Below are 16,655 nucleotides of genomic sequence, written 5' to 3'. Positions count from 1 at the left end.
CGTCATCCGAGCGCGGCCGTCAGGCAGCGCATGCGGATGTGGCGCAGTGGTAGCGCATCACCTTGCCAAGGTGAGGGTCGCGAGTTCGAATCTCGTCATCCGCTCGGGAACAACCGGCTCCACCCGGCCCCTGGACAACCCCGACTTCGGTCGGGGTTTTCTGGTTCCAGGAGCGGCTGGTTGCAGGAGCGTTCAGGCGATCGACGCTGCTCGGACCCCCGGCAGCCCGACGCGCCGCCGGACCCCGTCCGACACCACCGTGACGAGCACCGTGTCGCAGCCGTGGCACCGGGCGACCGACCCCATCGCCGTGCGGTAGACCCGGGTCTCGCCGAGGGACCCGAGCGACCCGCACCCGGTGCAGCGCAGTCGCGCCGTCGTGGGGTCGGCGCCGAGCACGTCCGCCAGCTCACCGGCCAGGGCGTTGCCGTCGAACAGGGTCATCAGCTGCCTCCGAACCGTTCCGCGCGGACGTCTGCCACGTCGTGCCCGAGCTCGCCGAGCCAGCGCAGGACCTGCTCGACGAACGGCGTCGACCCGCACACGTAGACCAGGGCGCCGTCCTCCGGGGGCAGCACCGCCGCGGCCAGGGTGTCCTTTGTGAGACGGCCTGCCGGGACGGTCGCGTCGGACGGAGCCGTGCGGCTGTACACGACCGTGACGTCGAGCGGGGCTTCAGTCCCGAGGGCGGCGTCGAGCTCCGGCCGGAAGAAGACGTCGTCGGGGGTGCGGACCGCGTAGAGGAGCCGGAAGGGCGTCGGGTCGTCGGCCTCGGCGTGTGCCGTGACCATCGCCACGAGCGGCACGATCCCGGACCCGCCCGCGATGAGCTGCACGGGCCGGGTGGACTCGGAGGACGGGCGCCACACGAACCAGCCGCCGAGGGGACCGTGCACCTCGAGGGTGTCGCCGACCTCGATCGCGTCGACCAGGAACGGCGAGACCTCGCCGTCGTCGACCCGGTCGACCGCCAGGGTCACGCGCGGGTCGTCACCGGCGGACGCCACCGAGTACGAGCGGGTCGCCTGGTAGCCGTCCTCGGCCGTGAGCCGCAGGTCGAGGTGCTGCCCGGGGTCGTTGCCCGGCCAGGTCGGGACGTCGAGCACCAGGCGACGGGCGGTGGGGCTCTCGGCACGGACCTCGGCGACGGTGGCGGCGTGCCAGGCCGGTCGTCGGTGCGGACGCGGGGACCCGGCGGGCCGAGCCGACGTGGCGGGCGACGGGGGAGCCTCCTGGCCGGTCGCCGGGGTCTCGGCGGACGGGACCGAGACGGACTCGACGGACGCTGGTGCGCTCACCAGTACCGCTCTTCCTTCCAGGGGTCACCATGCATGTTGTAGCCCGCGTTCTCCCAGAAGCCCGGCTCGTCGTCGGCCTGCATGACGATGCCGCGCACCCACTTCGCGCTCTTCCAGAAGTACAGGGCGGGGACGAGCAGCCGCGCGGGGCCGCCGTGCTCGGGCTCGAGGGGTTCGCCGTCGGCCTCGAACGCGACCCAGGCCTTGCCGCCGAGCAGTTCGTCGAGGGGGACGTTCGTCGTGTAGCCGCCGAAGCTGTGCACCATGCAGTAGTCCAACGAGGTCTCCACCTGGGCGAACAGGGCGTCGAGCGGCACGCCGCGCCAGGGCATGTCGAGCTTCGACCAGTGTGTGACGCAGTGGATGTCGACGGTGACGTCCTCGACGCCGAGCGCCTGGACCTCGTCCCACGTCCACTCGTACAGGCCGGACTCGGTCTGGATGGAGAAGCTCCAGTCCGCGGGCGCGATCTCCGGCGTGGCCCCGGCCGAGAGCACGGGCCAGTCCCGCACGAGCGTCTGCCCAGGCGGGGTGCGGTCATCGTCCTCGCCTCGTCGTCGTCCGCCGAACCCGCGGGTGAAGGTCGCCATCGGTTGCTCCTCGTCGTTGCTCCTGTCGATCCTGGCCCCTCGACCGCGTCCGCGTGTGACGGATTCGTGAATCTTCGCGCTGGGACGTGTCACGGGATTGGCCAGGGAGCGCGAATCCCTCTATCGTTCACCGGAACGATTACCAGGAGGGGTCACCCCGAATGCAGCACGTCGTCCAGCAGCACCACCCCGACCAGCGCGCCGCCCGAGACGGCCGTGGTCCCAGCCGCCGCGCGCTCCTCACCGGCGCCGCCGGGCTCGCGGGTCTCGGTCTCCTCACCCTCACCGGGTGCAGCACCGGCGCCGGAGCCGTCACGATCCCGGAGCAGGCCGCCACCGGCGTCACCCGCCGCGGTGGGCGCCTGCGCATCGCCCGCCCCGCCGCGTCCGCCGCCGAGACCCTCGACTCGGCGAGCTCGCTCTCCGCCTACGAGTACCTCGGGGCGCTCTACAACCGCCTGGTCCGGCTCGACGAGTCCGGCCAGACCGTCCCCGACCTGGCCCGCGAGTGGTCCGGCAACGCCGACGGCACCGTGTGGACGTTCGCGCTCCGCCGCGGGGTGCGCTTCCACGACGGCTCCCGGTTCACCGCGGACGACGCGATCGCCAGCATCCGGCACATCCTCGACGAGAAGACCGCCTCACCGCAGGCCGGGGTGCTCGGCGAGGTGATGACCGCGGACTCGATGCGGGCGATCGACCCGTACACGCTGCGGTTCGAGCTGACGAAGCCGAACGCGGAGTTCCCCTCGCTGCTGACGGCGTACCAGTGCTACATCGTGCCCGCCGGTGCGATCGACACCATCGGCACGACCGGCATCGGCACCGGCCCGTTCAAGCTCTCGTCCTTCGCACCGGCCGGCACCGGCAGCATCGAGGCCTTCGACGACCACTTCGCCGGCCGTCCCGCGCTCGACGGCATCGACTTCTTCTCGATCCAGGACACCACCGCGCGGGTGAACGCGCTGCTCGCGGGCCAGATCGACCTCATCTCGCAGACCAACCTCGACTTCGCCACGGCGCGGGTCGTCGCCGCGTCACAGCGAGCCACCGTCGCCCGGGTCGTGAACGCGCAGTGGTACACGATGCCGATGCTCGCGACGAGCGAGCAGTTCTCCGACCCGCTGGTGCGCCAGGCCATGAAGCTCGCCTACGACCCCAGGAAGATCGTCGACACGGCGGTGCAGGGCACCGGCTCGCCCGGGTGGGACAACCCCGTGCCGCCGCAGCTCGCCGCGTTCCTCGACGAACCCCGCGAGCACGACCCCGACAAGGCGAGGAGCCTGCTCAAGCGGGCCGGCCACGAGCGGTTCCAGGCGTCGATCTACACGTCGAGCTACGAGTCGGTGTTCACGCCGCTCGCCGTCGCCTACCGCGACCAGGTCAAGGCCGCCGGGATCGACCTGACCGTGAAGAACGCGTCGGCGGACTCGTACTACACGCAGATCTGGCTGCAGAAGCCGCTCATGGTGAGCTACTTCTTCACCGGGCGGCCGATCGACCAGCTGCTCAACCAGATCTTCCGCTCCGGGTCGTCGTACAACGAGAGCGCCTGGGCGAACCCGCGGTTCGACGCGCTCCTCGACGACGCCCGCGCCGAGATGGACGACGCCAAGCGGCTGACGCTCTACCGGGACGCCCAGCGGATGATCGTGGCGGACGGCGCGGACATGACCCCGATGTTCGGCGACCGCCTGGTCGGGCTGTCCCGCGACGTCGTCAACTACGCGGAGTTCGGCTTCGAGTTCGACTACCTCAGGATCGGACTGGCCCGATGAACGTCCTCCTCCCCGTGCTCCGGCGCGTCGGGATCGCCCTGCTGACAGTGGTCCTGGCGTCCCTGTTCGTCTTCCTCGCCGTGCAGGCGCTGCCCGGCGACGTCGCGCAGCAGCTCCTCGGCCAGAACGCCACACCCGCGGCCGTCAAGCAGCTCCGCGAGACGCTCGGGCTCGACCAGAACGTGTGGCTCCGGTACGGGCAGTGGCTCGTCGGTGCCGCGCACGGCGACTTCGGCACGTCGCTCGTCAGCGGGGAGCCCGTCGCCCCGACGTTGTTCACCGCGTTCCGCAACAGCATGCTCATCGCCGTGCCCGCGATGCTCGTCGGCGTGACGCTGTCGCTCACGCTCGGCGTGGTCGCCGGTGTGCGCCGTGGGCGTCCGACTGACCGGGTCATCTCGATCGTCAGCCTGGTCGTGATGAGCGTGCCCGAGTTCATGGTCGCGACGGTGCTGGTGCTGCTGTTCGCGATCGGCATCCCGCTGTTCCCGGCCGTGGTGCTCCGCGGCAGCGACGCGACCGTGGGGGAGCTGCTGCCGACGATCTGGCTGCCGATCATCGTGCTGACCCTGGCCATGGCGGCGTACATCGTGCGCACCGCGCGCTCGTCGACGATCGACGTGATGGCGTCCGAGTTCGTCACGACCGCCGAGCTGAAGGGCCTGACGATGCGCCGGGTGGTGTGGAAGCACGCCGTCCCGAGTGCGCTGCTCCCGACGCTGAACGTCGTCGCGCTCAACGTGGCGTGGCTCCTCGGCGGCGTGGTCGTCGTGGAGAACGTCTTCAACTACCCGGGCATGGGCAAGCTCATGCTCGAGTCGGTCTTCAACCGGGACCTGCCCGTGATCGAGGCCATCGCGCTGCTCAGCGCCGTCGTCTACGTCGTGTGCAACCTCGCCGCCGACCTGGTGGCACTCGCGCTCGACCCGCGGCTCCGCACCCGCCAGCGGCGCACCCGCGTCCGCCCGCCGGCCCGGCGTCGCCGCACCCCGGGGACGTCGACCGCACCGGCTGGCACCGTCGCACCCGAAGGGAAGGTCTCCGCATGAGCACCAGCGTCATCGGCACGGTCGTCGCGCCGCTCCGCAGCTCGACGGCCCTCGCCGTCGGCCTCGGGCTCATCGCCCTGCACCTCGTCCTCGCCGTCCTGGCACCGGTCATCGGCGTGCACGACCCCGTCGCCACCGACTCCGCGAACGTGCTCGCCGGCCCCGAGTGGACGCACTGGCTCGGCACCGACCAGTACGGCCGCGACATCCTGTCCCGCACGCTGAACGGCGGCCGGTACGCGCTGCTCGTCACGTTCCTCGCGACGACGATCGCGGTCGCCGTCGGCACCGTCCTCGGCGCCGTCACCGCCTACGCCGACAACTGGTTCGACGAGGTCGTGATGCGCGTCGTCGACGCCCTGCTCAGCGTGCCGTCGATCCTGGCGCTGCTCGTCGTCGTCACCGTCTTCGACGCCGGGCTCTGGGTCATCGTCCTCGCCGTCACCGTCGTCTACGCCCCCGCCGTCACCCGGGTCGTGCGCGGCGCCGCCCGCACCGTGATCACGCAGGACTACGTCACGGCGGCCAGGGCCAGGGGCGAGAAGCCGCTGTCGATCGTGTTCCGCGAGATCCTGCCGAACGTCCTCGACGTCGTGCTCGTCGAGTACGCGATGCGGGCGTCGTGGATCGTGCTGCTCGTGGCGTCGCTGTCCTTCCTCGGCTTCGGGGCGAACCCGCCGACGCCGGACTGGGGTCTCATGGTGCAGGAGAACCGCACCGCACTCACCGTCGTGCCGCTCGGCACGTTGGCGCCCATCGTGGCGCTGGCGACCCTGGTGGTCGGCCTGAACCTCGCCGCCGACGGACTGAGCAAGTCGCTCGGCGTCGACCGTGCCACGCAGGGAGCGACCCGCGCATGAACCGCGACACCCCAGCAACCGACACCCCGACACCCGCCACCGCAGCCAACGACACCACCACCCCGACGCCCGACGCCACCACCGCCACCGTCCGCGTCGACGACCTCGCGATCTCCTACGCCGCCGGCCGCTCCGAGGTCCCCGTCGTCCGCGGCGTCTCGTTCACCATCCGGGCCGGCCAGACCCTCGGGCTGGTCGGCGAGTCCGGCTCCGGCAAGTCCACCGTCGCGCGGACGCTGCTCGCGCACCTCCGCACGGGCTCCCGGATCGTCCGCGGGTCGGTCGTCGTCGCCGACCAGGACGTCTTCGCCCTGTCACCCTCGGCCACGCGGGCCCTCCGCGGCGGCACGGCGTCGGTGGTCGCGCAGAACGCCGGACAGGCCCTGACCCCGTCCATGCGGGTCGGTGCCCAGATCCGCGAGGCCCTCAGCGCCCACGGCGAGCCCGACTCGCCGGAGCGCGTCGCCGAGCTGGTCCGGCTCGTCCGGCTGCCCGACCCGGACACGATCGTCCGCCGCTACCCGCACCAGCTCTCCGGCGGCCAGCAGCAGCGCGTCGCGATCGCGATGGCCGTCGCCGCCCGGCCGCGGGTGCTCGTCCTCGACGAACCGACCACCGCGCTCGACGTGGTCACGCAGGCGGCGGTCCTCGACCTCGTCGCCGACCTCGGTCGTGAGCTCGGCATGGCCGTCCTCCTGGTCAGCCACGACCTCGGCGTCGTGTCCGCGATGGCCGACGAGATCGCCGTGATGCGCGACGGCGAGGTCGTCGAGCACCGTGACACCGCCGCGCTCTTCGCGGACCCGCAGCACGAGTACACCCGCGCCCTGTTGGCAGCCGTCCCCGACGGCCGCACCCGGACGGGAGGCCCGGATCACCACGACCAGGACCCGACCGTCCCCGGGACGGTCACCGACACGGCTGCGCACACCGAGCCTCCAGGCCGTCCGGTCGTGACCGCGACCGACCTGGTGGTCCGCTACGGACGCGGCCTGCCAGCCGCCGTCGACGGCGTGTCCTTCGCGATCGGCGCCCGCGAAACGCTCGCCGTGGTGGGCGAGTCCGGCAGCGGCAAGTCGACGCTCGCCACGGCGATGGCGGGCCTGGTGCCCGCCGAGTCCGGCACCTTCACGTACGCGGACGACACCGCGACGGGTGACCTGCGTCAGCCGGTCGGTGCACGCTCCCCGGAGCTCCGTCGGGCCGTGCAGCTCGTGTTCCAGAACGCCGACACCTCGCTGAACCCGCGCCGGACCGTCGGCGCGGCCATCGCCCGGCCGCTGCGGCTCTTCACCGGGTCGTCGTCCCGCGCGCGGGTGGCGGACCTGCTGACCCAGGTCGGCCTCGGGCCGGAGTTCGCCACCCGGCTGCCCGCGCAGCTGTCGGGCGGGCAGCGGCAGCGCGTCGGCATCGCCCGTGCGCTGGCCGCAGGGCCCCGGCTCGTGATCGCCGACGAGATCACGACCGCGCTCGACGTGCAGGTGCAGGCCGGCATCCTGGCGCTGCTCGCCGACCTGCAGCGCGAGAACGGGCTGAGCTGCCTGTTCATCAGCCACGACCTCGCCGTGGTCCGCGGCGTCGCCGATCGGGTCGCCGTGATGACCGGTGGCCGGATCGTCGAGATCGGACCGACCGAGCGGGTCTTCACCGGCCCGAACCACCCGTACACGCGGACGCTGCTCGCCGCGACGCTCGAACCGGGCGTGACCGACCTGCCGGACGTCGACGACGGCGTGCAGCACTGGCGACACGCCGACGGGTGGACCGACCACGGGGACGGGCACCGAATCCGGAACTGGGAGGACGCATGACCGACGGCTCGCTCACGGGGATCGGGGTGCCGGTCGACCTGCCCGACGGGGTGACCGTCCGCGACACCTGGATCCCGATGCCCGACGGGGTGCGCCTGCACACGCGGATCTGGGCGCCGGCCACCGCCGGGCCGGACGCCCCCGTGCCCGTGCTGCTGGAGTACCTGCCGTACCGGCTCGACGACTGGACGGCACCGCGGGACTCGGAACGACACCCCTGGTACGCCGAGCACGGGTACGCCTCGGTCCGGGTCGACATCCGTGGCACCGGGTCCTCGGACGGCACCTTCGACGACGAGTACAGCGAGCAGGAACTGTCCGACGGCGAGGCCGTGATCGCCTGGCTGGCCGCGCAGGCGTGGTCGACCGGTGCCGTCGGCATGTTCGGCATCTCGTGGGGCGGGTTCAACGCCCTGCAGCTCGCGGCCCGTGCTCCGGCGGCGCTCAAGGCGATCGTCACCGTGTGCTCGACCGACGACCGCTACGACAACGACGTGCACTACGTCGGTGGCGCGGTCCTCGGGATCGACATGGCGGCGTGGGGCGGGACGATGTTCGCGTTCAACGCGCGGCCCCCGCGCCCGGAGGTCGTCGGGCCGTCGTGGGTGGAGCAGTGGCGTGCGCGGCTGGCGTCGAACCGTCCCATGACGCCGGTGTGGCTGTCGCACCAGGAGCGGGACGACTACTGGCGCCACGGCAGCGCCGCCGAGGACTACGCGGGCATCTCCGCCGCGGTGCTCGCCGTCGGCGGGTGGGCGGACCCGTACCGCGACGCCGTGCTCCGGCTCGTGGAACACGTGGACGCGCCGGTCAAGGGGATCGTGGGGCCGTGGTCGCACCAGTACCCGGACCGCGGGCTCGCCCCGGGGCCGTCGATCGGGTTCCTGCAGGAGTCGTTGCGCTGGTGGGACCGCTGGCTGCGCGGCGTCGACACCGGCGTCGAGGACGAGCCGGCACTCCGCGCGTGGATCAACGACCCGGAGCCGCCCGCCACCTACTACCCGGTCCGCTCGGGCCGTTGGGTCGGCGCCTCGTCGTGGCCGGACGACGCCACGGCGCCGAGGACCCTCCCGCTCGACACCCTGCGCGGCGGTGAGGACGGCCCCGTCGTCGTCGCGTCCCCGCAGGAGACCGGTGCGGACGCCGGACGGTTCTTCCCGTTCGGCAACCAGACCGACCTGCCGCCGGACCAGCGCGCCGAGGACGGCCGCTCGGTGTGCTTCGACCTGCCGGTCGAGGAGTCCTTCGACCTGCTCGGGAACGTCCTGGTGGACCTCGTCCTCACGAGCGACCAGCCCCGGGCGACCGTCACCGTGCGGCTGTGCGACGTGGCCCCGGACGGCAGCTCGACGCTCGTCACCCGCGGCGTGCTGAACGGCCTGCGGCGGACGGGCATGGACGCCTCGGTGCCGCTCGTGCCCGGGGAACCGACGACCCTGCCCGTGCGGCTCGTGTCGACCGGCCACCGCTTCGTCGCCGGACACCGCCTGCGCCTCGCCGTGTCCACCGCGTACTGGCCGTGGGTCTGGCCGCACGGCACCGCGGCGACCGTCACGGTCGACCCGGCCGCCAGCACCGTGACGCTGCCGGTCTGGACGCGTTCGACCGACGACGGCGTCCGCTTCGAGGAGCCGACCCGGTCGACGCCGCTGGCGGTCACGCGCCTCGCACCGGCCGAGCCGCTGCCGCAGCGCACCGTCACGCACGACGTCGAGACCGGGGCGTGGACGCTCGACGTCGACCCCGGGTACGGCGGCGGCCGGGTCTACCCGGACGGCCTGGTCTTCCACGAGGACGCCCGCGAGACGTACCGCATCGTCAGCGGCGACCCGACCTCCGCCGTCGCCGAGTCGCGGTGGGCGATCGGGTTGACGCACACGGGCTGGGCCGCACGGCTCGAGACCACGTCGCACGTGTCGGCCACGGCCGAGGCGTTCACGGTCGTCAACACCGTGCGGGCCTGGGCGCGGGACGGCGTCGACGGCACCCCCGAGGAGCTCGTGGCCGAGCACACGCACCACGACGAGGTCCCGAGGACCTCCGCGTGAGCGCGACGGTGCCCACGCCGCCGGGGTCTCCGGCGCCACGGGTCCGGCAGCGCCCAGAGGTCCGCCGCGCGATGATCGTCCGTGCCGCCCGCGCGGTGATCGTGCGGCACGGGCTCGGGGCCACCGGTCTCCGTGACATCGCGGCCGAGGCGGGCGTCTCGGTGGGCACGGTGACGTACCACTTCGCGAGCGTCGCGGAGATCCTCAACGAGGTCGTCGTGCTCGAGACCGAGCGGTTCTACGGCGCGATCGTGACCGCCGTGGACGCCGAGCCCGACCCGGTGGTGGCGCTGCGGATGCTCGTCGCGCCGCTCTTCGACGACAGCGAGGAGGTCCGGCAGCACTGGCGCATCTGGTCGGACTACTGGACCGCCGTCGCCCGTCGGCCCGAGGTCGCCGAGGAGTACGCCGAACGCATCCGGGTGTGGGAGGCCTGCCTGGTGCGCGTCGTCCGCCGCGGCGTCGCCGTGGGCACGTTCACGGCCCCTGGTGGCATCGACCCGTCCGTCGTGGCGCTCAAGCTCGCCGCGTACAGCGACGGCGTGGCGACCCAGATCGCGCAGAACGCCCCCGGGCTGACCCACGCGGTGGCACTGGCCTGGATGTGGGAGTTCCTCTCCCAGCAACTCGGGGTTGTCCTGACCTGAGGCGAGGCCTAGCGTGAGCACATGGCCCCCTCCCGACAGCAGCCCGGCGACCGCGTCCTGATCGCCGGCGCGGTCGAGGACCTGCCGGAGATCCACCGCCTGCTCGAGGACCTGCCCGAGACCGCCTACGGCCAGGTCTTCGTCGAGGTCGCGCTCGAGGAACAGGTCCGCATCCTGCCGGCGCCCCCGCGCGTCACGGTGTCGTGGCTCGTCCGCAGCGACCGGCCGTCCGCGGTGCCGTCGCTCTGCTTCGCCGACCACGGTGAGGCCCTCGCGGCCGCCGTGCTCGCCTGGGCCGGGGAGTGGTGCCTGGCGGACTCCGAGCCGCGCACGATCGTCTGGATCGGGTGCTCGGACAGCCCTTGGATCGACCAGACCCGGGCCGCGGTGCAGCACGGGCTCACCGCCGCCGGCCAGCAGGTCCAGGTCGAGTTCGGCGGCTGAGCCCTCGTCCGACCGGCGGCTGAGCCCTCGTCCGACCGTCAGGCCGGGCCGAGCACCACGTTGGGTGCGTCCACCGAGCGGTCGGTGACGGTCGTCGGTGCCTCGAGGTGGACGGCGCCGGACGGTACGATCCCCGCGCCGCCGAAGCGCTCCATGACCCGCCACTGGGCGACGACGTCCTCGCCGGCGTGGCCGACGGGCAGCGTGTCCCAGAACTCGAACCCGCCGACCGCGACGAGCGCGGCACGGTCGTACAGCACGCAGGCGCCCACCCAGGCGACACGGTAGGGGACCCACCCGCCGGGTTCGACGTCGAGGCCCGCGGCGACGTGCGCGAGGTTCGCGGCGTTGTGGAGCGACCAGCGCGCGAAGCCGGGGGAGCCGCGCCGGATCACCTCGGGCACCACCGGTCCCTCCCACGGTTCGAACGGGGCCGTCTCGTGCGGCCGCCGGTCGGCCAGGTACGACAGCCCCTGCACGGCACTGCCGACGAAGCCGCAGCCGAGCGTCCGCAGGGCGTCGAGCATCCGGGACACGGAGCCGGGCTCGAGCCAGACGTCGTCGTCGAGGAACAACACCGCCGGGGCGGACGCGCGGTCCAGCAGGAACTGCCGGTGCTCGGCCAGCCCACGCCGTACCGGGTGGGTGAGCAGCGTGACGGGCCGGCCCTGGGCCTCCAGGACGCGCACCATGGCGGCGACCGCCGGACGCGACGCGACGTCGCTGGTCTCCGACTGGTCGCTGATGACGACGCGGAACGAGGCGTCCGCCTGGGCGGCGAGCCCGGCGAGGGTCGTCGCCAGCTCAGCGGTGCGTCCCACCGTGGGGATGAGCACGTCGACGTCCGGCGCGTCGTCGGGACGGCCGTCGCGGCCCCAGGCTCCTGACCAGCGGGCGGTGCTCACAGGGCCTCGCCGCCCGTGGCTCCTCCCGAGGTCTCGCGGATGCGTCGGACGACGGCACTGGTCGAGTGCTCGGGGACGTAGTCGACCATGACGACCTCGCCGCCGTAGCTGCGCACGACCTCGGTCTCGCGGAGCATCTCGGGGGAGTAGTCGCCGCCCTTGACGTAGACGTCGGGCTGCACCCGCTCGATGAGCGGGATGGGGGTGTCGGTCGCGAAGACCGTCACCAGGTCGACGCAGGCGAGTGCGGCGAGGACGCCGGCGCGGTCCTCGGCGGTGTTGATCGGCCGCTCCGGGCCCTTGAGCCGGCGGACCGAGTCGTCGTCGTTCAGCGCGACGACGAGCAGGTCCCCGAGCTCCTTGGCCTGGCGGAGGTACGAGGTGTGCCCGCGGTGCACGACGTCGAAGCAGCCGTTCGTGAAGACGACCCGGCGGCCCTCGCTGCGGGCGACCGCCACTGCGGCGGCGAGGTCGTCGTGGTCGACGACCGTCTCCGCGGGGGCCTCGACGGAGCGGAGCAGCGCGGCGGCGTCGCAGGTGGACGTGCCGGCCTCGCGGACGACGACGTCGGCTGCTGCCTGCGCGAAGGCGACGGCCTCGCGTGCGGGGGCGCCGACGGCCAGGGCGACCGAGGCGGCGGCGCAGAAGGTGTCGCCGGCACCGGACGCCTGCTGCTCGGAGGCGGGGGTGGCGCGGGTGCGGAACCCGGTGTCCTCGCCCGGCTCCAGGAGCACGGTGCCGTTGCGGTCCAGCGTGACGACGACGGCGCGGGCACCGGTGGCGGCGAAGACCTCGTCGCGGGCGGCCACGACGGTCGCGGCGCGCTCGACACCGTCGCCGAGGGGACGACCGAGCAGCGCTGCGGCCTCGCCGGCGTTCGGCGTGACGAGGTCGGGGCGCAGCTCGCGCCAGCCGCCGAGGTCGTGTGCGTCGACCACGACGACGGCCGGGCGGTCCCGGTCGATCACGGGCAGGACGCTCTCCGGGGTGACCCCGAGGCCGTAGTCGCAGACCACGGCGGCGTCGGCGGCGCGGATGGCACGGGCCACGGCGTCGGCGAGCTGCTCGGTGTGCCCGTCGGTCGGCATGGCGGCGAGCTCGTCCACGCGGACGACCACCCGGTCGCCACCGACGATCCGCGACTTCGACGTGGTCGTCGCGCCCGGGATCGTCACCATGTACGAGGTGTCGACCCCGGCGGCGTCGAGGCGCTGGCGGAGGACCGCGCCGACCTCGTCGTCCCCGAGCAGCCCGACCATGCGGACACGGGCTCCGAGGGCGCGGGCGTTCACGGCGGTGTTCGCCGCGCCGCCCGGGACCGCGATGGTCTCGGTGACGCGGACGACGGGGGCCGGGGCCTCGCGGGAGACGCGCTCGGCCTCGCCGATCGTCCAGCGGTCCAGGATGCAGTCGCCGATGACGACGACGAGCGGCTCGTGGTCGTCGATGCGTGCGATCAGGTCCCGCACCAGGCGGACGTCAGCGGTCATCGGTCGAAGCCCTCGGCGGACGCCGTGACGCCCTCGTCGGACCCGGCTGCGGCCGGCGCTGACGACGCAGGGGCGGCGGACGCGGGGGCGGCGGCTGCGGCCGGCGCTGCCGGCGCGGCTTCGAGGTGGACCACCGTGGTCGTCGTCATCTCGTCGAGCAGGTGCGGGCCGTACCCGAAGCCGGAGCCCGAGGCGCCGCGGGGCTCGGCGCTGCCACCGGGAGCGCCGCCGAACACCGCGTTCACCTTGACGGTGCCGACGGGGAGCGTCGCGGCGGCGAGCAGCGCGTGCGCGGTGTCGTTGGTCAGGACCGAGGCGGCCAGACCGTAGCGGTCGGCGGCGGCGAGCTCGAGGCCCTCCTCGAACGAGTCGACCACGCGGACGGGGGCGATCGGCCCGAAGGTCTCCTCGGTCAGCACGAGCGCGTCGTCGGTGCACCCGGTGAGCACGGTCGCGGGGTAGAAGGTCCCGGTGCCGTCCGGCACGGAGCCGCCCGTCCGGACCTCGGCACCCTTGGCGACGGCGTCGTCGACGTGCTGCTGCACGAGGACCCGGAGCCGGTCGTCGACGAGCGGGCCGTACTGGGCGGCGGGGGCGGCGGTCTTCGCCTCGGCCTCGGCGACGAGGGCCTCGACGAAGGCGTCGGCGACGTCGCGGTGCACGTAGACGCGCTCCACGCTCGTGCAGATCTGCCCGGTGTTGGCGAAGGCACCGAGTGCGCCCTGCCCGGCGGCCCACACGGGGTCGACGCCGGCGTCCACGACGAGCGCGTCGTTGCCGCCGTTCTCGCGGATCACGTGCGCGCGGGTGCCGACGGCGACCTCGCTGAGCCGGTCGCCGGTGGCGGTGGAGCCCACGTGGGCGTAGACCGCGATGCCGTCCTCGGCGAGGAGCGCCTCACCGGTGGAGGCGTCACCGTCGACCCCGACGAACACGCCGTCGGGCAGGGCCTCGGCGAGCAGCTCGTTGAGGCGGGCGAAGGTCGCGGGGCACCGCTCGCTGCCCTTGTGCACGACGGTGTTGCCGGTGACGACGGCGGCGCCGATGACGCCGAGCGCGACGGCGACCGGGTCGTTCCAGGGCGTGAGCGCCAGGACGACACCGCGGGGGTGCGGCACGGTCCAGTCGGCGGCACCGTGCTGGCCGCGGAGGGACTCGCCGCGGTGCAGCGGGCCGAGCTCGGCGTACTGCAGGAGCGTGCCGATGCCGGCCTCGACGCCGCCGGCCGCGTCGCCGGGGACCTTGCCGGTCTCGCGGGTGTTCAGCTCGGCGAGCTCGTCCGCGTGCGCCCGGAGGTGTTCGGCGGCGGCACGCAGGGCCGAGCCGCGCTCGGCCGGGGCGGTCCGCGCCCAGTCCGGGAAGGCCGCTCGTGCCCGTGCCACCGCGTCGTGCACGGCGTCCGGGCCGGCGACCGGGATCGTCGAGGCGACGTCGCCGGTCACGGGGTCCAGGACGACGACCTCGTCCGTGGCGGTGGGGGCTTCGAGCGTCATGCGCGTCCTTCCGGGTGGTGCTGATGGGTCAGTGCCGATGGAGCAGTGCTGCTGCCTCAGGCCGATGGCCATGAGGAGTACGACACTGCTCCTTCTTCTCTGGACGTGGTCGCGGCACTGCGTTCCGCGGTCAGGCGGCACACCGCCCAGCGATGCTCGGTAGACAGGACGTCGGTCGGTCTCGACCGACGACGACAGGAGACAGCGGACGTGGTGCGCATCGGCGAGGGCGGCGAACGGTTCGAGGGGGTCCGCGAGGTCGCGGTCCTGCGGGGCGGGGGCCTCGGCGACCTGATGTTCGCGATGCCCGCGATCGAGGCACTCGCAGCCGCCTACCCGGACGCCCGGCTGACCCTGCTCGGCACGCCCGCGGCGGCCGCCCTGCTCGACGGACGGAGCGACGCGGTCGACGCGGTCGAGGAGCTCCCCGTCGTGCCCGGTGTCCGTGACGCCGGCGACGGCGCCCCGACCCCCGCGGACTTCTTCGAGCGCCTGCACGGCCGCTTCGACCTCGCGGTGCAGCTGCACGGCGGCGGCCGCAACTCGAACCCCTTCCTGCTGCGCCTCGGTGCCCGCCACACCGTGGGCACCGCCACCGAGGACGCCGAGGTCCTGGAACGCTGGGTCCGCTACGTCTACTACCAGCACGAGGTGCTGCGCGGGCTCGAGGTCGCTGCCCTCGCCGGCGCGGAACCGGTCACGCTCGACCCCCGGCTCGCCGTCACCGACGACGAGCGAGCCGCCGTGCGCGCCCGCCTCGGCGTGACGGGGAACCTCGTCGCGATGCACCCCGGCGCGACGGACCCGCGCCGCCGCTGGAGCCCCGAGCACTTCGCCGCCGTGGCGATCGCGCGCCTGGGTGCCGGCGACGACGTGGTGGTCGTCGGCGACGAGTCCGACCGACCCGCGACCGACCGGATCACCGCGGCGGTGCAGGACGCCCTCGGCTCGACGGAGCGCCTGCACGACGTCGTCGGGTCGCTCCCGCTCCGCGAGCTGCCCGCGGTGCTCGGGGCCGCCGACGTGATGGTCGGCGACGACTCCGGGCCGCGCCACCTCGCCCTGGCCGTCGGCACCCGCACGGTGGGTGTCTTCTGGTTCGGCAACGTCATCAACGCCGGACCGCTCGACCGGGGCCGACACCGCGTCCTGATGTCCTTCGTCACCCGCTGCCCGGTGTGCGGGATCGACGTCACGCAGGTCGGCTGGACCGCGGAGCGCTGCGAGCACGACCCGTCCTACGTCGACCACGTCACGCCCGAGCAGGTGCTCGCCGACGTCGAGGACCTGCTCCGCACGGCGCCGCCCAGCTAGCGAGCCCCGGCCGGCCCCGGTGCGAGGTTGCACACTCCGTGCCGCGACACGGGCTCGCACGGGGTGGCTGAGCTCGCACCAGCCGAGAGACCACGCACGGTGCGCGCGCCCGCACCGACACGGACGGGAGGCCCGGTGCCAGCTGGCACCGAGCCTCCCGTCCGTCGCGTGGGCGCGATCAGCGCGTCACGGCCAGCTGGGCTCCGTGGCCGGCATGATCGACAGCTCGCGGATCTCGCAGCCAGCCGGCTGCGAGAGCGCGAAGATGATCGAGTTCGCGACGTACTCGGGCTCGATGAGCTGCGCGTCCGGGCCCGGCTTGTACTGCTCGGTGCGGTCGGCGAAGAAGTTCGTGCGCATGCCGGCGGGGATCACGTTCGTGACGCCGACGCGCCCGGCAGTCTCGGCGGCCAGAGCCTGCGAGAAGCCGCGGACGCCGAACTTCGACGCCGAGTACGCGGTGCCGTGACCGACGCCGCGCAGGGCGAGCGACGAGGAGATCGTCACGACGCGGCCGTGCGTGGCTTCGAGGGCGGGGAGGGCGGCGCGCACCGTCGACGCGGTGCCGATGAGGTTGACGCCGACGATCTTCTCCCAGTTGCCGGACGAGATCGCGTCGATCGGGGCAGGCGTGTCGATGCCGGCGGCGGTGACCACGGCGTCCAGGCCACCGTGGCGTTCGACGGCCTCGCGCACGGCCTGCTCGACCGCGTCGGTGTCCGAGACGTCCACGGCGACGGCGTCGACGCCCTCGGGGACGGCGTCGATGCGCAGGTCGAGGACGATCGGGGTGCCGCCGGCCTCGGTGACGGCGGCCACGACGGCTGCGCCGAGTCCGGAGGCGCCGCCGGTGACGAGGACGCGGCCGATGGGGGTGGTGGGGACGGGCATGGATGTCCTTTGCGTTGTCGTGCTGGTGTGGAGAGGG

General features: G+C 73.5%; 15 protein-coding genes and 1 tRNA gene. 9 read left to right on the top strand and 7 right to left on the bottom strand.

Annotation, left to right across the window (positions count from 1 at the left end; genetic code table 11):
• The first annotated feature begins 32 nt into the window (after nt 1-32).
• Nucleotides 33-104: transfer RNA gene (locus ITJ54_RS02525), tRNA-Gly, on the top strand.
• 88 nt (nt 105-192) lie between these two features.
• Here the strand turns inward: ITJ54_RS02525 and ITJ54_RS02520 are convergent.
• The 3 genes from ITJ54_RS02520 to ITJ54_RS02510 are packed head-to-tail and all read right to left on the bottom strand — an operon-like array spanning nt 193 to nt 1,888.
• Nucleotides 193-444, bottom strand: a complete 252-nt coding sequence (locus ITJ54_RS02520) for a DUF6510 family protein (RefSeq protein ID WP_194625721.1) — start codon at nt 442-444, stop codon at nt 193-195.
• Complete coding sequence (locus tag ITJ54_RS02515) at nt 444-1,298, bottom strand: ferredoxin reductase (RefSeq protein WP_194625720.1); 855 nt, start codon at nt 1,296-1,298, stop codon at nt 444-446. The genes ITJ54_RS02520 and ITJ54_RS02515 overlap by 1 nt, the downstream gene beginning before the upstream one ends.
• Entirely contained in the window at nt 1,295-1,888 is a 594-nt protein-coding gene (locus tag ITJ54_RS02510) for a molybdopterin-dependent oxidoreductase (RefSeq protein WP_194625719.1), read from the bottom strand. The genes ITJ54_RS02515 and ITJ54_RS02510 overlap by 4 nt, the downstream gene beginning before the upstream one ends.
• A 161-nt stretch (nt 1,889-2,049) precedes the next feature.
• Between ITJ54_RS02510 and ITJ54_RS02505 the strand changes: the two genes are divergently transcribed.
• The 7 genes from ITJ54_RS02505 to ITJ54_RS02475 are packed head-to-tail and all read left to right on the top strand — an operon-like array spanning nt 2,050 to nt 10,525.
• Nucleotides 2,050-3,666 carry an ABC transporter substrate-binding protein gene (locus tag ITJ54_RS02505; protein WP_194625718.1) on the top strand — a complete coding sequence of 539 codons (1,617 nt, stop codon included), beginning with the start codon at nt 2,050-2,052 and terminating at the stop codon, nt 3,664-3,666.
• Nucleotides 3,663-4,715 carry an ABC transporter permease gene (locus ITJ54_RS02500; protein ID WP_228508148.1) on the top strand — a complete coding sequence of 351 codons (1,053 nt, stop codon included), beginning with the start codon at nt 3,663-3,665 and terminating at the stop codon, nt 4,713-4,715. Before ITJ54_RS02505 ends, ITJ54_RS02500 begins: the two co-directional genes overlap by 4 nt.
• On the top strand, nt 4,712-5,575 hold the full coding sequence (locus tag ITJ54_RS02495) for an ABC transporter permease (RefSeq protein WP_194625717.1): 864 nt from the start codon (nt 4,712-4,714) through the stop codon (nt 5,573-5,575). Before ITJ54_RS02500 ends, ITJ54_RS02495 begins: the two co-directional genes overlap by 4 nt.
• Complete coding sequence (locus ITJ54_RS02490) at nt 5,572-7,386, top strand: ABC transporter ATP-binding protein (RefSeq protein ID WP_194625716.1); 1,815 nt, start codon at nt 5,572-5,574, stop codon at nt 7,384-7,386. Before ITJ54_RS02495 ends, ITJ54_RS02490 begins: the two co-directional genes overlap by 4 nt.
• Nucleotides 7,383-9,434 carry a CocE/NonD family hydrolase gene (locus tag ITJ54_RS02485; protein WP_194625715.1) on the top strand — a complete coding sequence of 684 codons (2,052 nt, stop codon included), beginning with the start codon at nt 7,383-7,385 and terminating at the stop codon, nt 9,432-9,434. The genes ITJ54_RS02490 and ITJ54_RS02485 overlap by 4 nt, the downstream gene beginning before the upstream one ends.
• On the top strand, nt 9,431-10,081 hold the full coding sequence (locus ITJ54_RS02480) for a TetR/AcrR family transcriptional regulator (protein ID WP_323741569.1): 651 nt from the start codon (nt 9,431-9,433) through the stop codon (nt 10,079-10,081). The genes ITJ54_RS02485 and ITJ54_RS02480 overlap by 4 nt, the downstream gene beginning before the upstream one ends.
• 21 nt (nt 10,082-10,102) lie before the next feature.
• Nucleotides 10,103-10,525 (top strand): SIP domain-containing protein, encoded by a 423-nt coding sequence (locus ITJ54_RS02475; protein WP_194625714.1) that lies wholly within the window; start codon nt 10,103-10,105, stop codon nt 10,523-10,525.
• A gap of 38 nt (nt 10,526-10,563) precedes the next feature.
• On the opposite strand, the gene ITJ54_RS02470 is transcribed toward ITJ54_RS02475, so the two are convergent.
• The 3 genes from ITJ54_RS02470 to ITJ54_RS02460 are packed head-to-tail and all read right to left on the bottom strand — an operon-like array spanning nt 10,564 to nt 14,413.
• Nucleotides 10,564-11,430 carry a glycosyltransferase gene (locus ITJ54_RS02470; protein ID WP_194625713.1) on the bottom strand — a complete coding sequence of 289 codons (867 nt, stop codon included), beginning with the start codon at nt 11,428-11,430 and terminating at the stop codon, nt 10,564-10,566.
• A complete protein-coding gene (gene rfaE2 / locus ITJ54_RS02465; RefSeq protein WP_194625712.1) occupies nt 11,427-12,920 on the bottom strand; it encodes a D-glycero-beta-D-manno-heptose 1-phosphate adenylyltransferase in 1,494 nt (497 codons plus the stop codon). Before rfaE2 ends, ITJ54_RS02470 begins: the two co-directional genes overlap by 4 nt.
• Nucleotides 12,917-14,413 (bottom strand): aldehyde dehydrogenase family protein, encoded by a 1,497-nt coding sequence (locus ITJ54_RS02460; RefSeq protein WP_194625711.1) that lies wholly within the window; start codon nt 14,411-14,413, stop codon nt 12,917-12,919. Before ITJ54_RS02460 ends, rfaE2 begins: the two co-directional genes overlap by 4 nt.
• Before the next feature lie 210 nt (nt 14,414-14,623).
• Here ITJ54_RS02460 and ITJ54_RS02455 point away from each other — a divergent pair, with 210 nt between their 5' ends.
• Nucleotides 14,624-15,727, top strand: a complete 1,104-nt coding sequence (locus ITJ54_RS02455; protein WP_323741568.1) for a glycosyltransferase family 9 protein — start codon at nt 14,624-14,626, stop codon at nt 15,725-15,727.
• Between the two features lie 186 nt (nt 15,728-15,913).
• Here ITJ54_RS02455 and ITJ54_RS02450 read toward each other — a convergent pair whose 3' ends face one another.
• Entirely contained in the window at nt 15,914-16,618 is a 705-nt protein-coding gene (locus ITJ54_RS02450; protein ID WP_194625710.1) for an SDR family oxidoreductase, read from the bottom strand.
• Nucleotides 16,619-16,655: the final 37 nt, after the last annotated feature.

It is taken from the genome of Curtobacterium sp. VKM Ac-2865 (assembly GCF_015350905.1).
GTDB lineage: Bacteria > Actinomycetota > Actinomycetes > Actinomycetales > Microbacteriaceae > Curtobacterium.
Note: the sequence above shows the minus strand (reverse complement) of the source record. Positions and strands in the feature narration are given on the sequence as shown.